This is a genomic window from Cobetia amphilecti (genome assembly GCF_020217465.1).
In the GTDB taxonomy this organism is placed as follows: Bacteria; Pseudomonadota; Gammaproteobacteria; order Pseudomonadales; family Halomonadaceae; genus Cobetia; species Cobetia amphilecti.
Window position 1 is genome coordinate 2,078,771 of sequence record NZ_CP084115.1, and the last position, 19,201, is coordinate 2,097,971.

Consider the following 19,201-nt stretch of genomic DNA (forward strand, 5'->3'; position numbering starts at 1 on the left):
ACCATCAGCTGAGCGGGTGAGCTGATAAAAAAGATATGGAGATGTTGGAATTGTCTAATCCCTATGTACGTCGGGGCGGCCTGGTCATCCGGTTGCTGATATGGCTGCTCGTGTTCCTGATCGGGCTGACGATCCTGCTGGTCGGGGGCGTGCTGTCCCCGTGGGGCACCGGGCTGGTGCTCGATCAGGCGCGCTCGCGTGGCTTCATCGATTACTCGCAGGCCTCCGGCTCACCGCTGGAAGCGCTGTCACTCAAGGACGTCTCGCTGGACCTGCCGGGGCTGGCCGTCAATGCCGACTCGCTGTCGCTGGCCTGGGGCGAGGATTGTCTGCTCAAGGGCAAGCTGTGTCTCGAGTCGCTGGAGTCCAGTGGTCTCGCGATCACCCTGAGCGATAGCGGTGCCAGCGCTGAACCGGAAGCGGAGAGCGGCGAGAGCCTCAACGTGCCCATCGTGGTGCCGATTCCCATCGAGGTGCGCAAGGTCGCCATTGATGACTTCGCCCTGGCGCTGGCGGATGGCAGTCGCGTCACCTTCGATCATTTCCATACCTCGGCCGCGCTGTCAGTGAGTACGCTGACGCTGGGCGAGACACGCCTGGTCACCAGTCGTTTCATTCCGGCCGATGCCGCCGCGGTTCAAGCGACGGCAGGCACTGCCAGCCTCGAGGGAGTGAGCATCACGCCTGAGGCTCAGCAAGCGGCAAGTGTAGTGGTCAATGCTCAGGTCGTGGCGTCTCAAGCCGAGAGCGCCGCCAAGGCCATCACGGATGATGCCGCAGATGTGTCTGGCAAGACTGCCGCTGAAACCACAGATCAGACAGCACAGGCCGGGCGCATCGCCTTGCCGGAAGTCTATCTTCCGCTGACCATCGAGGTTCCCGATCTTGCCATTGAAGACTTTGCGCTTGAGGGGCCAAGCCCGTATGAGGTCAGTCGCCTGTCGCTGGCGCTCAAGGCGGAAGGGCATGACATCACGCTCTCGCGTCTCGAGGTCGACTCCCGCGACGTGAACGCCGATCTCGTGGCGCAGGTCACCCTGAAGGACGAGTATCCCCTGAGCGCCACGCTCAATGCCGAGACCCTGATTGATCCCGTGCGTCATGAAAAGCTGCGCCTGTCTCTGGAAGGCTCGCTGGCGGATCTTGAAGCCTCTCTCAAGGCCGACGGCCCACTTGCCGCTGAGCTTGTGGCCAGCGCGGATGTACTGGACAGCGATCTGCCCTTCGAGGCGCACCTGAGCTCCGAGCGGATCACCTGGCCCTTTGCCGCCGTCACTGATGCCTCTGATGACACCCCCGCGGATGCGCAGACGGGCGCTCAGACAGCGACACAAGCCAAGGATGGCAACAACACGTCTGGCACCGCTGCCGCTGCCTCCTTCACGCCTGACTATAGCGTCGAGAATCTGGCGCTGGTCGCCAAGGGCTCACTGTCGGGGTATACGACCACACTGGATGCCATCATCGAGGGGCGTGACATTCCGCGCGCCACCTTGTCATTGGCAGGCGACGGCGATCTCGCGCATTACCGCTGGCAGCCGCTCAAGATCGCCCTCAAGCGTGGCTCCGCGACCACCCGTGGCGAGATTCACTGGCAGGAAGGTATCCAGGTGGCCGCCGAGCTGGCCCTCGACAAGCTGCATCCCGAAGACTTGCTGCCGGCCCCGACCGGGGGCGGTCAGAAAGCCGTGCGTGGTGAGCTGAGCGGCAATCTCGTGGCCAGCTTCAATCAGCCGCAACAAGGTCCGTGGGCCGTCGATGTCAGCAAGCTGGATATCCATGGCACCTTGCTCGAGCGTCCGCTCACGCTGACCGGCAAGCTTTCAGGCAATGCCGACATGCAGTGGGACGTCAACGCGCTGGAGCTGCGCCAGGGCCAGAACCGTCTGAGCGCCAATGGCAAGATTGCCAAGACCATCACCCTGGCGGCCAACATCGATTTCCCGGCGCTCTCGACCCTGATGCCGGATATCGCGGGTGAGCTCAAGGGCAAGATCGATGCCTCGGGCACGCTCGACAAGCCTCAGCTGGCGAGCAACTTCACCGCACGGCGCCTGCAGATCGGTGAGAACCGAATCTCCGACATGGCGCTGTCAGCCGGGGTCGATGCTCGCAAGCGGGGGATTGATGACCCGGCACTGGATATCGCCCTGAATGCCGATGATGTCAGAGCTGGCGGACAGCAGATCGCGACGGTCGCGCTGACGCTGGGAGGCTTCCTGAGCGATCACACCCTGCAGTTCGATACCGAGATGGCCGGTGAGATGCCGCTTTCTCGTCTGGGGCTGACCCTCAAGGGTGGGCTCGACAAGGCGCGTGAGCATTATCGTGGTGCGCTGTCTCCGCTGACGGCGAATACCGACTTCGGGGACTTCAACTTCGACACGCCGGCGAGCTTCGATGCCAATCTCGCCAAGGGCAGCGTGCTGGTGCAGCCGTTCTGTCTGAGTCGTGAACAGGGCGGCCAGATCTGTATCGCCGAGCCCTTGAGCGCGGGCAATGACGGCCAGGCCGTGGTGACTCTCGAGGGGATTCCGCTGGACATGGCCCAGAGCGCCATGCCGGAGAGCTGGACCATCGGCGGTGCCACGGGCGGCAAGATCACGGCAAGCTGGAAGCAGGGTGGCCAACGCTGGAATGCTGACGCGGAGCTGGCGGGCAAGTTGACGCTGGCCGGCGAAGACGCCGACGGCAATGCCTGGTCATTGCCCGAGACCACCCTGCAACTGGCACTGGAGGCCACACCCGACAAGGCCGATCTCGATACCCAGATTCGCCTCGACAGCGCTGGCGGCATCGGTCTCACCGTGTCGGTCCTCGACCCGGCGGGCGCAGGCCAGCTGGATGGCTCGCTGGCCATCCGCGACATCGACCTCTCGCCGTATCGTCCGCTGGTGGCGGGCATGACTCAGCTGGAAGGCAAGCTTGCGGGTGATGTCGAGGTCGGCGGCAATCTGAGCCTGCCGTCGTTGACCGGCCCGATCGCGCTGACCGGCGTCAAGGTGCAGGGCGAAGGCCTGCCGGTGTCGCTGTCGGATGCCCAGTTCACCGTCGACTTCGATGGCAACAGTGCCGATATCGATGGCTATCTGGTGGGTAATGATGCGCGCTGGGGCATCGATGGCGAGGCGGCGTGGCCGACGCTTGAGGACTGGACGGCGTCATTGAACCTCGACGGTGCGAAGAATCCGCTCGAGCTGCATATCGCCGGGATCGGCCGCATGCGCGTCGCGCCGGATCTCGAGATCAATGCCAGCCCCACGCTGCTCAAGCTGCGGGGCGACGTCAAGGTGCCGTGGACACGCATCGAAGTGGACCAGGTGCCGCCGTCTGCCGTGTCACCCTCCAGTGACACCATCATCATCGAGCGTCCCAGTGATGAGGACACCTCCAACCCGGCCGAGCTTGCCGATGGCAGCGATACCGCCAAGGCGCTCAACGAGGCCGGCATGGCGCTGGATGTGCGTATCGGCATCCATATCGGGCCGGATGCGCGTCTGGAGGCGATGGGGCTCAAGACCAAGCTCAGAGGCGATCTCGATGTGCGTCAGTCCAAGGGCGGCGTGCAGGTCTTCGGTGAGGTCAATCTGGTCGACGGGACCTACAAGAGCTTCGGGCAGGACCTGCAGATCAGCAAGGGGCAGGTCTTGCTGGCCGGACCGCCTTCTAGCCCGCGTCTGAATATCGAGGCGATCCGTGATCCTGACAACACCGAGGACGACGTGACCGCAGGGGTGCGTGTGACGGGACTTGCCTCGTCACCCAGCGTCGAGATCTTCTCGGACCCGTCGATGGATGAGTCCTCGGCACTGAGTTATCTGCTGCGCGGCGAAGGCCTGGACAGCGACACCAGCAGTGACAGTGCGGTCACGTCCGCCTTGATCGGCATGTCGCTGGCGCAAAGTGGCCAGGTGGTCGGCCAGATCGGGGAAACCTTCGGCGTGCGTGACCTGAGTCTGGACAGCTCCGGCAGCGGCGATGACAGCCAGGTGGTGGTCAGCGGCTATATCGCCCCGGACCTGAAGCTCAGTTACGGCGTCGGGCTGTTCTCGCCGATCGCGGAGCTGACGCTGCGCTACAAGCTGTTCCGCAACCTGTATGCCGAAGCGGTGTCCGGCACGGCGCAGGCCGTGGATCTGCTCTACAGCTTCTCGCTGGGTCGCAGCGAGCTGGCGCCCAGAGTCGGCAAGGACAGATGACACGTCAGGCCAAGTGATTGCCACAGGCTCAGCCCCCATCGACAGGTTCGGTGGGGGCTGTCTTGTTATGGAGGGGGCGTTTCAGAGGTGCTAGTTTCGCTTATGCTTGAGAGCTCAAGCGCACGCGCGTCAGCACAAGACGCTGACGGTCACGCAGTGCAGCAACGCTTGATCTTCTTGCCGCTGCCACAGGGACACAGGCTGTTGCGCCCTGGCGTCAGTGTCTGCCACTCGGCATCACCGTCGACATAACGCCAGTGATGGCCATCGTGATGAAAGCGGCTAAGTTCCTGCAATTGTTGGAACTTTCCCTGCTCGAAGAAGGTGGCATGAAAGCGTACCATGCCGGTATCGGCGTCTTGTCCGCTGTCCAGAATCTCCAATGCCAGCCACTGCGGGCCAGCACCTTCGAGATCGGCGCGTGCCGGGCAATGGGCCGGGTCCCAGCTGTCGATCAGGAAGTCACTCAGCGACAGGCAGAAGGCACTGTAGCGGGCGCGCATCAATTGCTCGGGGCGTTCGGCGCGGGTGATGTCAGCATGAATCGGCTGACAGCAATCGGCGTAGCGTCGCGCCTGGGCGCTGTTGGGCTGGCAGGGGCAGATCTTGGGGGGCAGAGATGACATTATTGAACCTATACACGATTGCACGACGCGACACAGGAGAGAGTCCGCCATGTGGATAACGGAAGATAAGCAGACCATTCCTTCAGCGCAGGACAGCTTGCCAGGGCGCAGTGAAGCGGTTCGCATCAGCGGCGTTCATCACGTCAATGGCCGCTCGATTGTACCGCCGTTCGACAGTGAGTGTGAGGAGATCGTGCTGGGGCTGGGCTGCTTCTGGGGAGCCGAGCGCCTCTTCTGGCAGCTGCCGGGCGTCAAGGTGACGGCGGTCGGTTATGCCGGCGGCCATACGCCGAATCCTAGCTATGAAGAGACCTGCACCGGCAAGACAGGCCACACCGAGGTCGTGCGTGTGGTCTTCGATCCGACGGTGATCGGCCTGCCGGAGATCCTGCGGGCCAGCTTCGAGGCCCATGACCCGACCCAGGGCATGCGTCAGGGCAATGACATCGGCAACCAGTACCGCAGCGCGATCTATTACACCCGCGAAGACCAGCGCGCCATCGTCGAGAAGAGCATGGCCGACTACCAGCAGGCGCTGGACCAGTCCGGTCTCGGCCGCATCACCACCGAGGTCGCACCGCTGCGCGAGTTCTACTACGCCGAGGAATATCACCAGCAGTATCTGGCCAAGAATCCGGGCGGCTACTGCGGCCTGAAAGGCACGGGAATCAGTTGCCCCATCGGCTGACAGCTCGGCAGTCATGACAGGCAGGGCATGCCGTCATGTGCCTGTTGGTGACAGATTGCCGCTGAGAGACACGAAAGCCTCATGGTCGCCGCGCAGTTCACGGCCGCCATGAGGCTTTGTTCTTTCAGAAACAGCTTTTTGTCAGAAAACGCTGTCTGTCATGAGCAGCGAGGCACAGTGTCAGCGGTAGCGCTGTCGATCCTGCTCGGCTTCTGCAAAGCGATCGATCCACTGCACCAGGGCACCATCGCCGGTGACGTTGCACGCGGTGCCGAAGCTGTCCTGCGCCAGATAGAGCGCCATCATCAGGCCGACGGCGGCGGCATCGAAGCCCAGCAAACTCTGCAATACGCCCACCGAGGTCATCGCGGCCCCGCCGGGCGAGCCGGGCGCGGCAATGATGGTCACACCCAGTGCGGCGATGAACGGCAGCAGGGTGGTGAGCTCGGGCGTTGCCAGGGAGGGAGTGACCAGCATCACGCCAATGGCGCACACGGTCAGCGTGATGGCACTGCCGCACATGTGGATGGTTGCCAGCAACGGCACCGCAAAGCTCGCCACGGACGGCGAGATGTGATTGAGGTGCATCTGGCGCACGGTGACCGGAATCGTGGCCGCGGAAGACATGGTACCGGCTGCGGTGAAGTAGGCGGGCAGCATGTGGGCCAGCGCCTTCATGGGCGAGCGACCGGTGCTGGTGCCGCTGGTGACGTAGAGCAAGCTCAGCCACAGCCAGTGCAAGGTCAGCGCCAGCAGCAGGATCATGCCGAAGCTCTTGAGGGTATTGGCCACCGTACCGGCGATCGTCATCTCGCAGAACAGGCCGGCGATATAGAACGGCAGGGCAGGAATCAACGCCTTGGCGATGAAGCGCTCGACGATGTCACGGCCGCCGTCGGCCAGCTGGCGCATGCCGTCATGCTCGGTGGCGGAAATGCCGATGCCGAACAGGAAGGCCGTCACCAGCGCAGTGCTGATATCGGTCAGCGGCGGAATATCCAGCGTGAAGTAGGGCCTCAAGTGCTTGATGGCATGACTGACCGGCAGCTGGTCCTGTTGCACGATATGCGGCACGACCTCCAGCCCGACGATGCCTGCCAACAGTCCTGCCAGCGTCGTCGAGGCATAGGCCAGCACGATGGTCAGGGTCAGCAGACGGCCCGAGGAGCGCTCGAGACGTGCGATCCCGCTCATGATGAAGAACAGGATGATCAGCGGAATGGCGTATTCCAGCAGCTCACCGAACAGTACCTTGAAGGTCAGCAGGGCGCGGATCAGGGATTCGGGAGCCCATTGCCCCAGCAGTATGCCAGCCACGATGCCGAGCACCAGGCGAAAAATCAGGTTCATTATCAGGCCAGTAGAGTCTTGAACGTAGGATGGGCGCGCAGTCTACCATTCTCCCTGAATCGTGACAGTGATCCGTGTCATCCTACACACCCTCATTCTGTATACCGTTATCATTTTTGTTGCTAAAACTTTGGCCGTCCTGAAGTGCATACGGTCGTAGGCAGGGTTAAAGGCTTCCCACCGGATCTGAGGGTGGGAAGGCGAGCATGGGTGGGAGAAGCGAAAAGAGGCGAGGAATGCCAGCGACAAGAAAGCCAGGGAGGGGAAAGCGTGTTGGCACCTGAGTGACGGTCACTGCAGGCTCAGTGCGCTTCGCTCTGCACCTCTGCCTGCGCTTGTGGCTTGGGCAGCTCGCTCCAGGCATCCAGTTGCTGACTGACACGACGAGCCAGCCAGGAGCTCAATCGCCCACGGCGCCACTCGACGAAGCCGACATGCCCACCGCGCTCACTGAGCTCGATACGCACGGCCTCGGAGGGTTGGTGGAAGCGTGCGAACAGATCGCGTGGCATGAAGGGATCGTCCAGCGATTGCAGTATCAGCGTCGGCAGTTCGATCTCGCTCAGCAGACGGCCCGCCGAGGAGCGCGTGTAGTAATCACTCGCCGAGGTGAAGCCATGCAGGGGCGCGGTGACTTCGTTGTCATAGGCCCAGAAACTGTTGAGCTGGGTCAGCTGATGCGCTCCGATCGAGATGGGTAGCGGGCCATTGGCAAGCTTCGCCGCCACCTTGGCCTTCAAGCCCTTGAGCAGATGGCGCTGGTAGAGGCGCGAGAAGCCCTGATTGAGCACGTCCGCGCTGGCCGCCAGGTCCAGCGGGGCGCTGATGGCGATCGCGCCGGCCAGGTCCAGACCATCACCGCCTTGCTCCGCCACCAGCTTGAGCAGCATGTTGGCGCCCAGCGATACGCCACAGGCGACCTTGATGGCGTGCGGATAGCGTCGCCCCAGCTCGCCGAGCACCCAATAGGCGTCTGCGGTATCCCCGCTGTGATAGGCGCGTGGCAGGCGGTTGGGAGATTGCCCGCAGCCACGGAAATGCATCATCACCGGTCGCCAGCCCATCCGGGCGGCCGCATTGAGCAGCTCACGGGCGTAGGGCGAGCTCAAGTCACCCTCAAGGCCATGAAACAGCACGAACAGGGGCGCATCGTCGCTCAGGGCCGTCGTACGCTCCCGCTTTTCATGACCGTCGCTGATGACCCAGGCGAGCTCGACGAAGTCACCATCGGGAAGATTGAGAATCTCGGTGCGTCGACTCAGGGGCGCGCGGGGCAGAAATCGGGGCAACAAGGTCTGGACATGGCGATTGCGCAGGCCAAGGGCAGGGCGAAACTCTGACGTGAAGATGGAGTGCGGCATGTGAGGTAGCTCCAGTGGCAGGCCAGGGCGATGACGTTGGTGGTCGGGTGATGGACATGCCCTTGATGGCGGTGGCCTGCAGCAAGATCTGACAGGAATTTCTGCACGGATATCGTTGGCATCATTTCACTTGGCGACGCCAATCGCTAGTCGCAGTGCAGCATACGCATCGACGCCAATGGCGATAGCTCGGCCCTGGATCTCATTGTTTGCCTGGTGCTCGGATACTCAGCCTTGAGCCACACGACAAAAAGCCGCCATCGGCACAGGGCCCATGGCGGCGTGAGGCAGGCATGTGACGGCAAGCGTCACAGCGAGAGGCTCAGACAGTGGTGTGACAGGCCTGATTACAGCCCCGTCGCCGGGCTGCGCGTCAGATTGAGGGCACCGTCTGGGGTGATGACCAGATTGTCCTCGATACGCACACCGCCATGCGGAGCCAGCGCCTCGACCAGCTTCCAGTCGATATGCTCACCGCGTGCATCGTTGCGCAGCGGCTCCAGCAGCATGGGGATGATGTAGCAGCCCGGTTCGATGGTGATGGCCATGCCGGTCTCGAGCACACGTGTCAGGCGCAGCATCGGGTGACCTTGCGGCGGATGACGGATGTCGCCGGTGGTGTGATCAGGAATGCGACCCGCCACATCATGGACCTGCAGTCCCAGCAGATGCCCGAGGCCATGCGGGCAGAAGGCTGCGGTGATGCCTTGTGCGACCTGATCCTCGGCGGGCAGGGAAACCACGCCCAGTTCCCGCAGCAGCTCACCCAGCTCGCGATGCATCTCGAGGTGCAGGTCGACATAGTCCACCCCGGGCGCGAGCCTTGCGATCAGACGCTTCTGCAGCGCCTCCACGCCCTCGATCAGCGCGCGAAAGAGCGGCAGCGCATCATCGCCCGCCCAGCTGCGCGTGATATCAGAGGCATAGCCGTGCACGCTGGCGCCGGCATCCACCAGCAGGCTGTGACGAGCGGCAGGAGCCTGCAAGCCATAATGCTGGTAATGCAGGACCGCGGCATGCGCGTTGAGACCGACGATGTTGCCGTAGGGCACATCCGATTCCCGTTGGCGAGACGCGCCGAGATAGGCCAGCTGGATATCGAGCTCCGCGCCGCCTTCCATGAAGGTGCGCCGGGCAGCTAGATGGCCACGCGCGGCGCGCAGGCTGGCTTCTTCAAGACAGGCGATCTCGAATTCGCTCTTGCAGACGCGCCCCTCGTCGAGCTGGCGCACCAGGCCGACCGGGTTGGGCAGTGCCTCAAGTTCGCTGACCACCTGCGGCTGGAGCTCGGCGATCTCGCCCAGCAGCGCCACGCGACCCTCGGGACGCTGTGGCAGTGTCGGCTTGCGCAGATGGACGATCTCTAACTGCTCGGCCCAGGGCGCAGTGTCCGGCGTCGGCAGGCTGGGTGACAGATGCCAGAAGTCATCGGGGGCATAGAGGTAGAGCGTCGGGCGCTCGCCCGGGCGAATCACCAGCCAGCTATCGCTGAGACCCGCCATCGGCACCCAGTGCAGGAAATGGGCATGGGATTTGAAGCTGGCATCCTGATCATCGGCGAAATGCCGCTTCGGTTTGCCACTGTGCAGCACGATGGCGTCCAGATCATGCTGCTGCATGGCAACTTCGTAGCCGGATTGCAGCGCCGCCAGATGCGCGCGGTGTGCCGCGGCGTGGGTGAGTGTCGGGTCGTTGAGCTGGCTGTCAGACATCATGTTTCCTTGCAAACGGTCGGCACGCCTGACCTGGGTGAGTAAACGTCAATGGCGTGAGGTGATGGAGAATGAGGGGGGGGCGAGAGTGCCACAGAATCAGTGCCTGCGACCCTCCTGCCCGGATGGCTCACGAGAAATGGGCTTCCAGCTGGTGCCAGAGTTCACTGACACTGTCGTGGCGCGGCACGCGCGGGCGATACAGGCGGATATGCAGACTCAGGTCCCAGCGCGGGTCACCGGCACGTACCAGCTTGCCACTGGCGATTTCCTCTGCGGCCAGCCGCTGCGGCAGCCAGCCGATGCCATAGCCCTGCAACACCAGCGCCTTGATGTTGGCCGCCTGGATATTCTCGTTCATGGTGACCAGATGCGCCTGAATCGGGACCTGAGCGAGATGCGCCATCAGCGAGGTGGCGATGACGGCGCGCGGGTGCGGGCTGATGAACGGCAGCGGATTGCGCCGCGTGCCCGGCAACTGATGACGGGGTTCGCCATCCGCGCCGGGCGCGCACAGCGGAATGAAGGTTTCTTCGCCGACCACCAGGTATTGGTAACTGTCCAGCTCAAAGCCCAGGTCCACACGCGCCTGGGGCCAATAGCACAGCGCCAGATCACATTCGCCGCGATCCAGCCCGTGGAAATAGTCGGCCGCCAGCCAGCCGGTGGCACGCAGATAGGGCAGCACCTGTTCACGCAGCTGAAGCTGATCGAGCCAATCAGGCAGGAAGTGCGACACCAGAGACTGCGGTGCCCCCAGCGATATCTTGCTGGCTTGCTGCTGGGCCATGTCCTGCAGGCGTTCGCGTGTGATGCGCACGCGCTCGGTGATCTGCTCGCACAGCTGGAGAAACTCGTCTCCGGCGGGAGTGAGCGACAGAGGCAGGGTCTGACGATTGATCAAGGTGGTGCCCATCTCCTCTTCCAGCAACTTGATGCGGCGGGAAAAGGTGGGCTGAGAGACATTCTGTGCATCGGCTGCCCGCGAGAAATGTCGGGTCTGAGCCAGAATGATGAAATCTTCGAGCCAGCGAATTTCCATGTAATCGGAGTGCCTCGTCGGCCTGGGAGAAGGCCATGTCAGGAGGTCGGGCGCACATCTCTTCGGACGTGTCACACCAGAGTATCTTGGGGATGCGTCATCGGGGCCCGGTGCCACGCTGAATCTTCTTCAAGCATCGTGGGCAATGGCGCCAATTGACCTGTTGGTCAGTGACGGTTGTGCGAAATCTTGCCCACACAAAACGCGAGATGCAATCGTCAATGAGGGCAAGACGCAAGGTTGCCGATGACAATGGCAACCTTGCGCGGTCTTTCCTTGCTAGAGGCCGGAAACGCAATGATCGATGGCGCCCATCACATCGCCGTCATCACTTTCGTCACTGCCATCACATCAGTCGATGCGGCCTTCTTCCACGGCGTGGCAGGCGACCTGACCAGTGTCCGTGGCGATCAGGCGCGGAATCTCCGTACGGCAACGCTGATTGGCATGCGGACAACGGCCATGGAAGACACAGCCCGAAGGCAGATTGACCGGCGTCGGCACCTCGCCCTCGAGGCGAATGTGGTTGGGTTTGTCATCGTGCAGCCGCGGGATCGCCGACATCAACGCCTGGGTGTAGGGGTGACGCGGGCGGGCGAAGAGTGAACGGGTGTCCGCCAGCTCGCACAGCGTGCCCAGGTACATGACCGCGACGCGGGTGCCGAAGTGCTCGACCACGGCCAGGTCGTGGGTGATGAACAGATACGTCAGGTTGCGTTGCTCTTGCGCCTCCATCATCAGGTTGAGTACCTGCGCCTGGATCGACACGTCCAGCGCCGAGATCGGCTCATCGGCGACGATGAATTCCGGGTCCACCGCCAGCGCACGGGCGATGGAGATACGCTGACGCTGGCCACCGGAGAATTCGTGGGCGAAGCGCTTGCCCCAGTCCGGGTCGATGCCCACCGAGCGCATCACCTCCTCGATCTTGTCGCGCACCTCGCCATCCTTGAGCGTCGGCTGATGGAAGCGCAGCGGCTCCTCCAGCGTCTGCTGGATGGTCATGCGCGGATTCAGCGACGCATAGGGATTCTGGAAGATCATCTGCATGCGACGGCGGTAGGGCAGCAGGTCCCGCGGGGCCATATTGTCGATGCGGGTGCCGTCAAAACGGACCTCGCCACCACTGGGCTTGAGAAGCCCCATCACCGTGCGCGCGACCGTCGACTTGCCACAGCCGGATTCCCCGACCACGCACAGCGCCTCACCGCGTTTGACGTCCAGCGTGACGCCATTGATGGCGTGCACGTATTCCTGCTTGCGACGCAGGCGTCCCTTCTCGAAGGTCAGCTGCTCGAGAAAGTCGCCGGACAACGAGAAGCGCTTCTCGAGATCACGAATTTCCACCAGGGTTTCGCCAAGCTCGGCGCTATCCATACGGGGGGAGGCCTGGGAGGAGGACTGAGCTTCCTTCAGAATTGCCGCGCTCATGCGTTCACCTCCGTGCGGTGGCTGTCAGTGGGAGTGGCGCCATTGCCGTTGGCATCGGTGATGATCGGGGTCCAGCGCTCGCCGGCCACCATGGCATCGACCATATGACAGGCCACCTTGCAGTTGCCGGAATGGGCAAAGGCCGGCACCTTCTCGAGGCAGATGTTCGCCGCGAAGTCACAGCGCGGGTTGAAAGCGCAGCCGGCCGGAATCTTGGTCAGGGTCGGCATCGAGCCACGAATCTGGTTCAGACGGCTACCCGGAGTGGCCATCTGGGGCAGGGCGTTGATCAGCCCCTGGGTGTAGGGGTGCTGAGCATCATTGATGATCTCGCGGGTCGGCCCCTGCTCGATGACGCGCCCGGCATACATCACCAGGGTGCGCTGGGTGACCTGGCTGACCACGCCCAGGTCGTGGGTGATCAGGATCAGCCCGACGTTGTGCTTCTCGCACAGCAGCAGCAACAGCTCCATGATCTCGGCCTGGATGGTCACATCCAGCGCGGTGGTCGGCTCATCGGCGACGATGATGTCCGGGTCCAGCAGCAGCGCGATGGCGATGATGATGCGCTGACGCATGCCGCCGGACAGCTCATGGGGGTACTGATCCAGGCGTTTTTCCGGTGAGGGAATGAAGACCTGATTGAGCTTGTGCAGGGCGATGGCGCGCGCATCCTTGCGCGAGATGCGGCGGTGCGCCTTCAGGCACTCGATCATCTGCTCGCCGATGGTCAGCACCGGATTGAGCGTCATCATCGGGTCCTGGAAGATCATCGAGATGCGGTTGCCGCGAATCGACTGCATCGCCTTGGGCTTGAGGGTATTGAGCACTTCGCCATCGAACTTGATCTCGCCGCCGGCGATGTAGCCGGGCTTGGCGATCAGATTCAGGATGGTGAAGGCCGCGACCGACTTGCCGGCCCCTGATTCACCGACGATCCCCAGGCGCTCACCGCGTTCCAGGGTGAAACTGACGTCGCGCAGGGCGCGCACCTCACCGCCTCGCATGGCGAAGCGGACGTCGAGGTTGTTGACTTCAAGTAGTGCCATTGTCTTGACTCCTCTCGGCTTCAGCCCTTGTAGAGACGCGGGTTCATGACATCACGCAGCCAGTCGCCCAGCAGGTTGATGACCAGGACCAGCACGATCAGCACGCCACCGGGGATCAGCGTGATCCACCAGCTGCCTGACTGCAGATAGTCGAAGCCGGATTTGATCAGTGACCCCAGCGACGGCTGGGTCTCCGGCATGCCGAGACCGAGGAAGGACAGCGCCGCCTCCGAGATGATCGCGTTGGCGATCTGCACCGTGGAGATGACGAAGATCGGCGACAGAGTGTTGGGCAGGATGTGACGGAACATGATGCGACGGGAGCGGAAGCCCATCACCCGTGCGGCATCGACGTATTCCTTGTTCTTCTCCGCCAGCACCGAGGCGCGGACGGTACGCGCATACTGCGGCCATTCCGCCAGCCCGATGATCAGGATCAACAGGATCAGCGCGTAATCCGAGAAGGCGGCGCCACCGAAGGTCGCCTTGATGATGGCGCCCACCACGATGGCGACCATCAGGGTCGAGAACGACAACTGGATATCAGCCATGCGCATCAGGAAGGCATCGATGCGCCCGCCCAGATAGCCCGCCAGCAGCCCGAAGGTCACACCGAGCAGCGCCTGCAGGATGACCGCGCCGAAGCCGATCAACAGCGACACACGCGTGCCGTAGAGAATGGTGGAGAGCAGGTCACGTCCCTGGGCATCGGTGCCCAGCAGGAAGGCCGGATCGCCGCCCGCCATCCACGCCGGCGGCAGCTCCGAGTTCATGATGTCGATGCTGGCCAGGTCATAGGGGTCAGCCGGGGCAATCCACGGCGCGAGGAAGGCCCCGAGCACCATGGCGATGAACACCAGCAGACAGGCCTGAGCCATCCAGTCGCGCTTGAAGCTGTAGACCAGATAGGACTCGCGGAAACGCTGCCAACGGCCGGGGACCACGATGGAGCTGGTCTTCGGGGTGACGGGCGCGTTGCTCGATTGGGTATTGGATTGGCTCATGCCGGTTTCCCCGCAAGCTTGACGGTGGGGTTGACCAGTCCGTAGATCAGATCGACGAGAGTGTTGGTGATCACGAAGATCACGCCGACCATCATCAGGTAGGCCACGATCAGCGGGATGTCGGAGCGGGTGATGGCCTCGAGGAACATCAGCCCCATGCCCGGCCACTGGAAGACGGTCTCGGTCAGGATGGTGTAGGCGACCATGGTACCGATCTGCACGCCGCCGACGGTGATCACCGGCAGCATGGTGTTCTTCAGTGCGTGCAGGAAGTAGATACGCTTGAGGCCGATGCCCTTGGCGCGCGCGAACTTGATGTAGTCCGACTGCAGCACTTCCATCATCTCGGCACGAATCAGGCGGATGAACAGCGGCAGCATGATCGAGGCCAGCGAGATGGCCGGCAGCACCAGGTGCCAGAGGCCATCGGCGGTGAAGAAGCCGCTCGACCAGGTGCCCGCGACGTGTACCAGCTCACCACGTCCGTAGGAGGGCATACCGCCATCGGTGGACAGCATGCCGTTCAGGACACTGCCCCAGGTGGTGTCGCTGGGGAACCAGTCCACCGTCACGCCGATCGCGAACAGCTGGATCAACACGATGGCGGTCAGGAAGACCGGCACCGAGATACCGATGATCGAGGTACCCATGAACAGGCGTGACAGCCAGTTGCGCGGGCGAATCGCCGCGAACACCCCGATGGGCGCCGAGAGCAGGATGATGATCAGGCTCGAGGCCATCACCAGTTCCAGCGTGGCGGGCAGGTGCTTGAGAATCACCTCGGTCGCCGGCTGCTTGTAGAAATACGAGTTGCCGAGATCGCCCTGCAGGGCATTGCCGGCAAAACGCAGATATTGGGTGATGAAGGGGTCGTTGAGGCCCATTTCATCGCGCATGACTTCACGCTGGGCTTCCGACACGGCCTGGCCGGTCATCTCGCGCAGCGGGTCGCCCAGGTTGTCCTGGATGGCGAAGCTGATGATGCTGATCACGAACATGACCAGTACGGCGTGCATCAGGCGTTTGATCAGAAAGGCAATCATGGATCGCCACCTTCCTCGTGAACATCACGGTCTCGCGCGTGTCGGCCCTATCCATGCTGGCCGATCACGCTGGGTGTCAGGTATCCCGCCTGTCGCTGGCCTGCCATCGGGCACAGGCTCCCCAACCCATCACCGACAGGCGATGGCGAGGAAAACGACAGGCGGGGGTAAGTCGTCGCGTTCAGGTCAGCAGGGCAACCAGAGAGTTCGCTTAGGCTATCTCCGGTTGCCTGACTTGCCTGTCGCGAGGGGTGCGTGGCCAGGAACATGGCGCTGAACGATGCAAGGCGGTTCAGTGCCTGTCCCTCACTCACGCGGCGGGATCACTCCTGGTCGATGACCAGATCCCCCAGGTACGGGAAGTTCATCACGTTCAGCACCGGCTCGATGTTGACGCCATCACGCGCCCCCCAGGCCAGGTTCTGCCAGTGCAGCGGCACGAAACCGGCATCGTCGTAGACGGCTTTCTCGGCGGCCTGCAGCATCTTGGCGCGCTTCTCGGTGTCGGTCTCCAGGTTGGCCTCGGTGACCATCTTGTCGACGTCCGGATTGCAGTAGTTGCCGGAGTTGTACTGACCGACACCGCTGTCGGCATCCGGGCAGAAGGTCAGGAATTCGAAGAAGTTGGCACTGTCTTCGGTGTCCGAGTGCCAACCGATCATCATCATGTCGGCCGCGCGCGCATCATATTCCGGCCAGTACTGGGCCTTGGGCAGGGTCTTCAGATCCACCGTGATGTTGATCCTGGCCAGCATCGAGGCCACGGCCTGGGCGATCTTGGCGTCGTTCACATAGCGGTTGTTGGGCGCCATCATGCTGATCTCGAAGCCATCCTCGTAGCCGGCTTCCTTCATCAGCTCCTTGGCCTTGGCCACGTCATAGCGCGGGGTCAGCTCGGGGTTGTGGCCCTGATAGCCATCCGGTGACATCTGGGCAGCGGGGGTCGCGAAGCCTTTCATCAGCTTCTGGGCGATGCCTTCCTGATTGATGGCGTAGTTGACGGCCTGACGGACACGCTTGTCCTTGAAGGCTTCGACACGCTCCTGGTTCATCTGGAAGGTGATGATGCGGGTGCCGCCCATCTCGACCAGATGCACGCCGTCCTGCTTGCGAATGCGCTCCAGATCGGTCGGCGGTACCGGCGCGATGAAGTCCATGTCGCCGGAGAGCAGCGCCGCGACACGCGTGGCGTTTTCCTTGATCGGTGTCAGCACGATGTCATCGACGTTACCCGGGGATTCGGTATCCCAGTAATCCTCGAAGCGCTCGAAACTGATCTTCACGCCCTGCTGACGGTCCGCGACCTTGTAGGGGCCGGTGCCGGACTCGTTGCGTGAGGCGAAGGTGTTGGCCGCCTTGGCGATCTCATCCTTGGCCTTGCCGTCTTCGGTCTCACCGGAATAGAACGCGCTGTCCATCGGGAAGATGTAGGTGGCGGCATTCAGCACCAGCGGGAATGGCTTGTCGGTCACCAGGTTCACGGTGTAGTCATCGACTGCCTTGACGTCGGTGAACGGCGCGAAGATGGCCTTGAAGTCGGAACTCTTCTTGAGGCGCTCGATGGTCCAGACCACATCCTTGGCGGAGAAGTCATTGCCGGAGTGGAACTTGACGCCTTCGCGCAGATGGAAGCGCATGGTGTTGTCATCGACACGCTCCCAGCTCTTGGCCAGGCGGCCATCGAAGCCGAGGTCCTTGTTCCAGCGAATCAGCGGGTCGTAGACCATGTGCGACAGCTGCAGGGTGCCGCCGGAGAGCTGCTCGTGGATATCGAGGGTCACGGGGTCAGCGTCGTAGGCCATGCGCAGGGTGACGTCTTCGGCCATTGCCGGAGCCGCCATGGCCAATGTCGCGCTGCCGATCAGCGCACACAGGGTCTTCTTGGGCAAGAAAGACTGGAGGGCATTCTGACGGGTCATGAGCATCCCTTTGCTTGTGTAGTTTGATTGTTGTTGTGGCGATCCTGCGCGGCTGTCGAGACAGACACGCAGGATGCGTTCTAACAGTAGAGAGTCACTTGGTCGCGGGACAATCGAAATGTTGAGTAGCCGGATGCAGGTGGTGAATAGCCTTTTCCTGACCACGCAACGTCATCCAGGCTGGTGCAGGGCGCGAGATCGATGAAGCGACGCCCCGGATGTCACACGGCGTCGCCATTAGTCACCTCAATAACGCTGCGAGCTACGCGCACTTCCTCTCAGGGCAATACGGAGCGATTCAGCACTGCCATATGCTGGGCAAGCCACCGTGACACTGGACTGTCTCGCTCACGCTGCAAGCCCTCATGACAAGAAAATACCAATAGAATCAATCACCTGATACAGATGCAATAATCGAGGCCTTGCAAGTTTTTGGAACGCGGTGTGGCGGTTGTGTGTATCAGTTCCGCCAGCCGACAGCGCCTGATTGAGAGACATTGCGTACGCTGAATACCGCCAATCCGACTTCACGCCACCTGGCGATAAACAGACACCATCAGCGGCAGAAAAGCCGACAGGATAGGCGGTGATTTTCCAATGCGTGCAGTCTCTGCACTTGATTGGTGCGCATGGCGCTCTGCGACCAAAGTTGCGCCTCAGAGGCCCTCCACGAAGGCCTGCAAGGTCGATACTGCGCAGTAAAATTCCCGAACGCTGCGCTGAAAACACGTGAAAGACTTTCCAGTGCTGGTGACTGCCAGGCTTGATTCCATTCAATAGACGCCAAACCCTAGGTGATCAGAACCGACGAAGGGTTGCCGAGGAGGCAAGCAAGGATATTGCAAAAAGGGACAGTAAAAGGGAGGGTCATAAAGAGCAGAAAGCAGACCCAGTTCGGCGCGATCGCGCACGGGAGGCCTGAAACGCGACGCGCCTCCCGAGTGGGAGGCGCGTTGGAGGGCGCTGATGTTGCTACCGGCATCCTGCAGCACCGGCAGCTTGATCAGGTCGGCCTGATCAGTCCTGCTGCGGCAAAGGCTCGATGCGGTCCACACGATACAGCTGCGGCACCTGTGACAGGTTGCTGATGGTGCAATCGAGGTTGTTCACTCGACCATCGGACAGGCCGTAGACCCAGCCGTGCACTTCCAGCTTCTGACCGCGCTCCCAGGCACGCTGCAGGATCTTGGTTCTGGCCAGGTTCTGCACCTGAGAGCGGACATTGAGTTCACACATGCGGTCGACCTGCTCATCCAGCGGCAGGTGCTTGAGCTCGTCATAGTGCAGGTTGTAGAGCTCACGCAGGGTGTGCAGCCAGTAGTCGACCATGCCATTGTCACCGCCGGTGATCGAGGCGCGCACGCCACCACAACCGTAATGGCCGACGATCATGATGTGCTCGACCTTCAGGACATCGACAGCGTACTGGATCACCGACAACGCGTTCATGTCGTTGTAGTGGATCAGGTTGGCGACATTACGATGAACGAAGACTTCGCCGGGCGGCAGGTCGATGATCTGGTTGGCCGGTACGCGGGAATCCGAGCAGCCGATCCACAGAAAGTCAGGATTCTGCTGGTCCGAGAGGCGCTTGAAGAACTCAGGGTCGCGCTCGGTCATGGATTCAGCCCAGACCTTGTTTTGCTCAAGCAGCTTTTCGATATTGCTCATGGCAGGGAGACCACTTTTCAAATGACGGGGGCAGGGGACGGTTGTCGCACAGGGGCGTTGGCCGTGGTGCCTCTCGGGCGCAGAGCCTCTTGGCTCAGGCCAACAG

Annotated in this window: 13 protein-coding genes; 2 read left to right on the forward strand and 11 right to left on the reverse strand. The window is 62.2% G+C overall.

Annotated features, from left to right (window positions below; translation table 11 throughout):
* Positions 1-41 precede the first annotated feature (41 nt).
* Positions 42-4,199, forward strand: coding sequence for an autotransporter assembly complex protein TamB (tamB, locus tag LCW13_RS08895; protein ID WP_225348085.1), 4,158 nt, complete (start codon positions 42-44; stop codon positions 4,197-4,199).
* A gap of 149 nt (positions 4,200-4,348) precedes the next feature.
* Here the strand turns inward: tamB and LCW13_RS08900 are convergent, their stop codons facing one another.
* Entirely contained in the window at positions 4,349-4,825 is a 477-nt protein-coding gene (locus tag LCW13_RS08900) for a YchJ family protein (RefSeq protein WP_225346666.1), read from the reverse strand.
* Positions 4,826-4,874: 49 nt separating this feature from the next.
* Between LCW13_RS08900 and msrA the strand changes: the two genes are divergently transcribed.
* A complete protein-coding gene (gene msrA / locus LCW13_RS08905) occupies positions 4,875-5,513 on the forward strand; it encodes a peptide-methionine (S)-S-oxide reductase MsrA (RefSeq protein WP_225346667.1) in 639 nt (212 codons plus the stop codon).
* Positions 5,514-5,693: 180 nt separating this feature from the next.
* Here the strand turns inward: msrA and LCW13_RS08910 are convergent, their stop codons facing one another.
* The 10 genes from LCW13_RS08910 to can all read right to left on the reverse strand — a co-directional run bounded on the left by LCW13_RS08910 (position 5,694) and on the right by can (position 19,095).
* Positions 5,694-6,863: a dicarboxylate/amino acid:cation symporter gene (locus LCW13_RS08910; RefSeq protein ID WP_225346668.1), complete on the reverse strand. Its 1,170-nt coding sequence runs from the start codon at positions 6,861-6,863 to the stop codon at positions 5,694-5,696.
* A gap of 302 nt (positions 6,864-7,165) precedes the next feature.
* Positions 7,166-8,224: a hydrolase gene (locus LCW13_RS08915; RefSeq protein ID WP_225346669.1), complete on the reverse strand. Its 1,059-nt coding sequence runs from the start codon at positions 8,222-8,224 to the stop codon at positions 7,166-7,168.
* 347 nt (positions 8,225-8,571) lie between these two features.
* Entirely contained in the window at positions 8,572-9,936 is a 1,365-nt protein-coding gene (pepQ, locus tag LCW13_RS08920; protein ID WP_225346670.1) for a Xaa-Pro dipeptidase, read from the reverse strand.
* A gap of 130 nt (positions 9,937-10,066) precedes the next feature.
* Positions 10,067-10,978, reverse strand: coding sequence for a LysR family transcriptional regulator (locus LCW13_RS08925; RefSeq protein ID WP_225346671.1), 912 nt, complete (start codon positions 10,976-10,978; stop codon positions 10,067-10,069).
* A gap of 351 nt (positions 10,979-11,329) precedes the next feature.
* Complete coding sequence (locus LCW13_RS08930; protein ID WP_213113848.1) at positions 11,330-12,355, reverse strand: ABC transporter ATP-binding protein; 1,026 nt, start codon at positions 12,353-12,355, stop codon at positions 11,330-11,332.
* A gap of 50 nt (positions 12,356-12,405) precedes the next feature.
* On the reverse strand, positions 12,406-13,458 hold the full coding sequence (locus LCW13_RS08935) for an ABC transporter ATP-binding protein (RefSeq protein ID WP_082388765.1): 1,053 nt from the start codon (positions 13,456-13,458) through the stop codon (positions 12,406-12,408).
* A 20-nt stretch (positions 13,459-13,478) separates the two neighbouring features.
* Positions 13,479-14,462: an ABC transporter permease gene (locus LCW13_RS08940; RefSeq protein ID WP_052384673.1), complete on the reverse strand. Its 984-nt coding sequence runs from the start codon at positions 14,460-14,462 to the stop codon at positions 13,479-13,481.
* On the reverse strand, positions 14,459-15,505 hold the full coding sequence (locus LCW13_RS08945) for an ABC transporter permease (RefSeq protein WP_054556671.1): 1,047 nt from the start codon (positions 15,503-15,505) through the stop codon (positions 14,459-14,461). Before LCW13_RS08945 ends, LCW13_RS08940 begins: the two co-directional genes overlap by 4 nt.
* A gap of 323 nt (positions 15,506-15,828) precedes the next feature.
* Positions 15,829-17,424 (reverse strand): ABC transporter substrate-binding protein, encoded by a 1,596-nt coding sequence (locus LCW13_RS08950; protein WP_225346672.1) that lies wholly within the window; start codon positions 17,422-17,424, stop codon positions 15,829-15,831.
* A 1,017-nt stretch (positions 17,425-18,441) separates the two neighbouring features.
* A complete protein-coding gene (gene can, locus LCW13_RS08955) occupies positions 18,442-19,095 on the reverse strand; it encodes a carbonate dehydratase (protein ID WP_225346673.1) in 654 nt (217 codons plus the stop codon).
* Positions 19,096-19,201: the final 106 nt, after the last annotated feature.

Coding starts and splice junctions, on each gene's coding strand:
- tamB (WP_225348085.1), top strand. CDS start 42: ATGTTGGAATTGTCTAATCCCTATGTACGTCGGGGCGGCCTGGTCATC.
- LCW13_RS08900 (WP_225346666.1), bottom strand. CDS start 4,825: ATGTCATCTCTGCCCCCCAAGATCTGCCCCTGCCAGCCCAACAGCGCC.
- msrA (WP_225346667.1), top strand. CDS start 4,875: ATGTGGATAACGGAAGATAAGCAGACCATTCCTTCAGCGCAGGACAGC.
- LCW13_RS08910 (WP_225346668.1), bottom strand. CDS start 6,863: ATGAACCTGATTTTTCGCCTGGTGCTCGGCATCGTGGCTGGCATACTG.
- LCW13_RS08915 (WP_225346669.1), bottom strand. CDS start 8,224: ATGCCGCACTCCATCTTCACGTCAGAGTTTCGCCCTGCCCTTGGCCTG.
- pepQ (WP_225346670.1), bottom strand. CDS start 9,936: ATGTCTGACAGCCAGCTCAACGACCCGACACTCACCCACGCCGCGGCA.
- LCW13_RS08925 (WP_225346671.1), bottom strand. CDS start 10,978: ATGGAAATTCGCTGGCTCGAAGATTTCATCATTCTGGCTCAGACCCGA.
- LCW13_RS08930 (WP_213113848.1), bottom strand. CDS start 12,355: ATGGATAGCGCCGAGCTTGGCGAAACCCTGGTGGAAATTCGTGATCTC.
- LCW13_RS08935 (WP_082388765.1), bottom strand. CDS start 13,458: ATGGCACTACTTGAAGTCAACAACCTCGACGTCCGCTTCGCCATGCGA.
- LCW13_RS08940 (WP_052384673.1), bottom strand. CDS start 14,462: ATGAGCCAATCCAATACCCAATCGAGCAACGCGCCCGTCACCCCGAAG.
- LCW13_RS08945 (WP_054556671.1), bottom strand. CDS start 15,505: ATGATTGCCTTTCTGATCAAACGCCTGATGCACGCCGTACTGGTCATG.
- LCW13_RS08950 (WP_225346672.1), bottom strand. CDS start 17,424: ATGACCCGTCAGAATGCCCTCCAGTCTTTCTTGCCCAAGAAGACCCTG.
- can (WP_225346673.1), bottom strand. CDS start 19,095: ATGAGCAATATCGAAAAGCTGCTTGAGCAAAACAAGGTCTGGGCTGAA.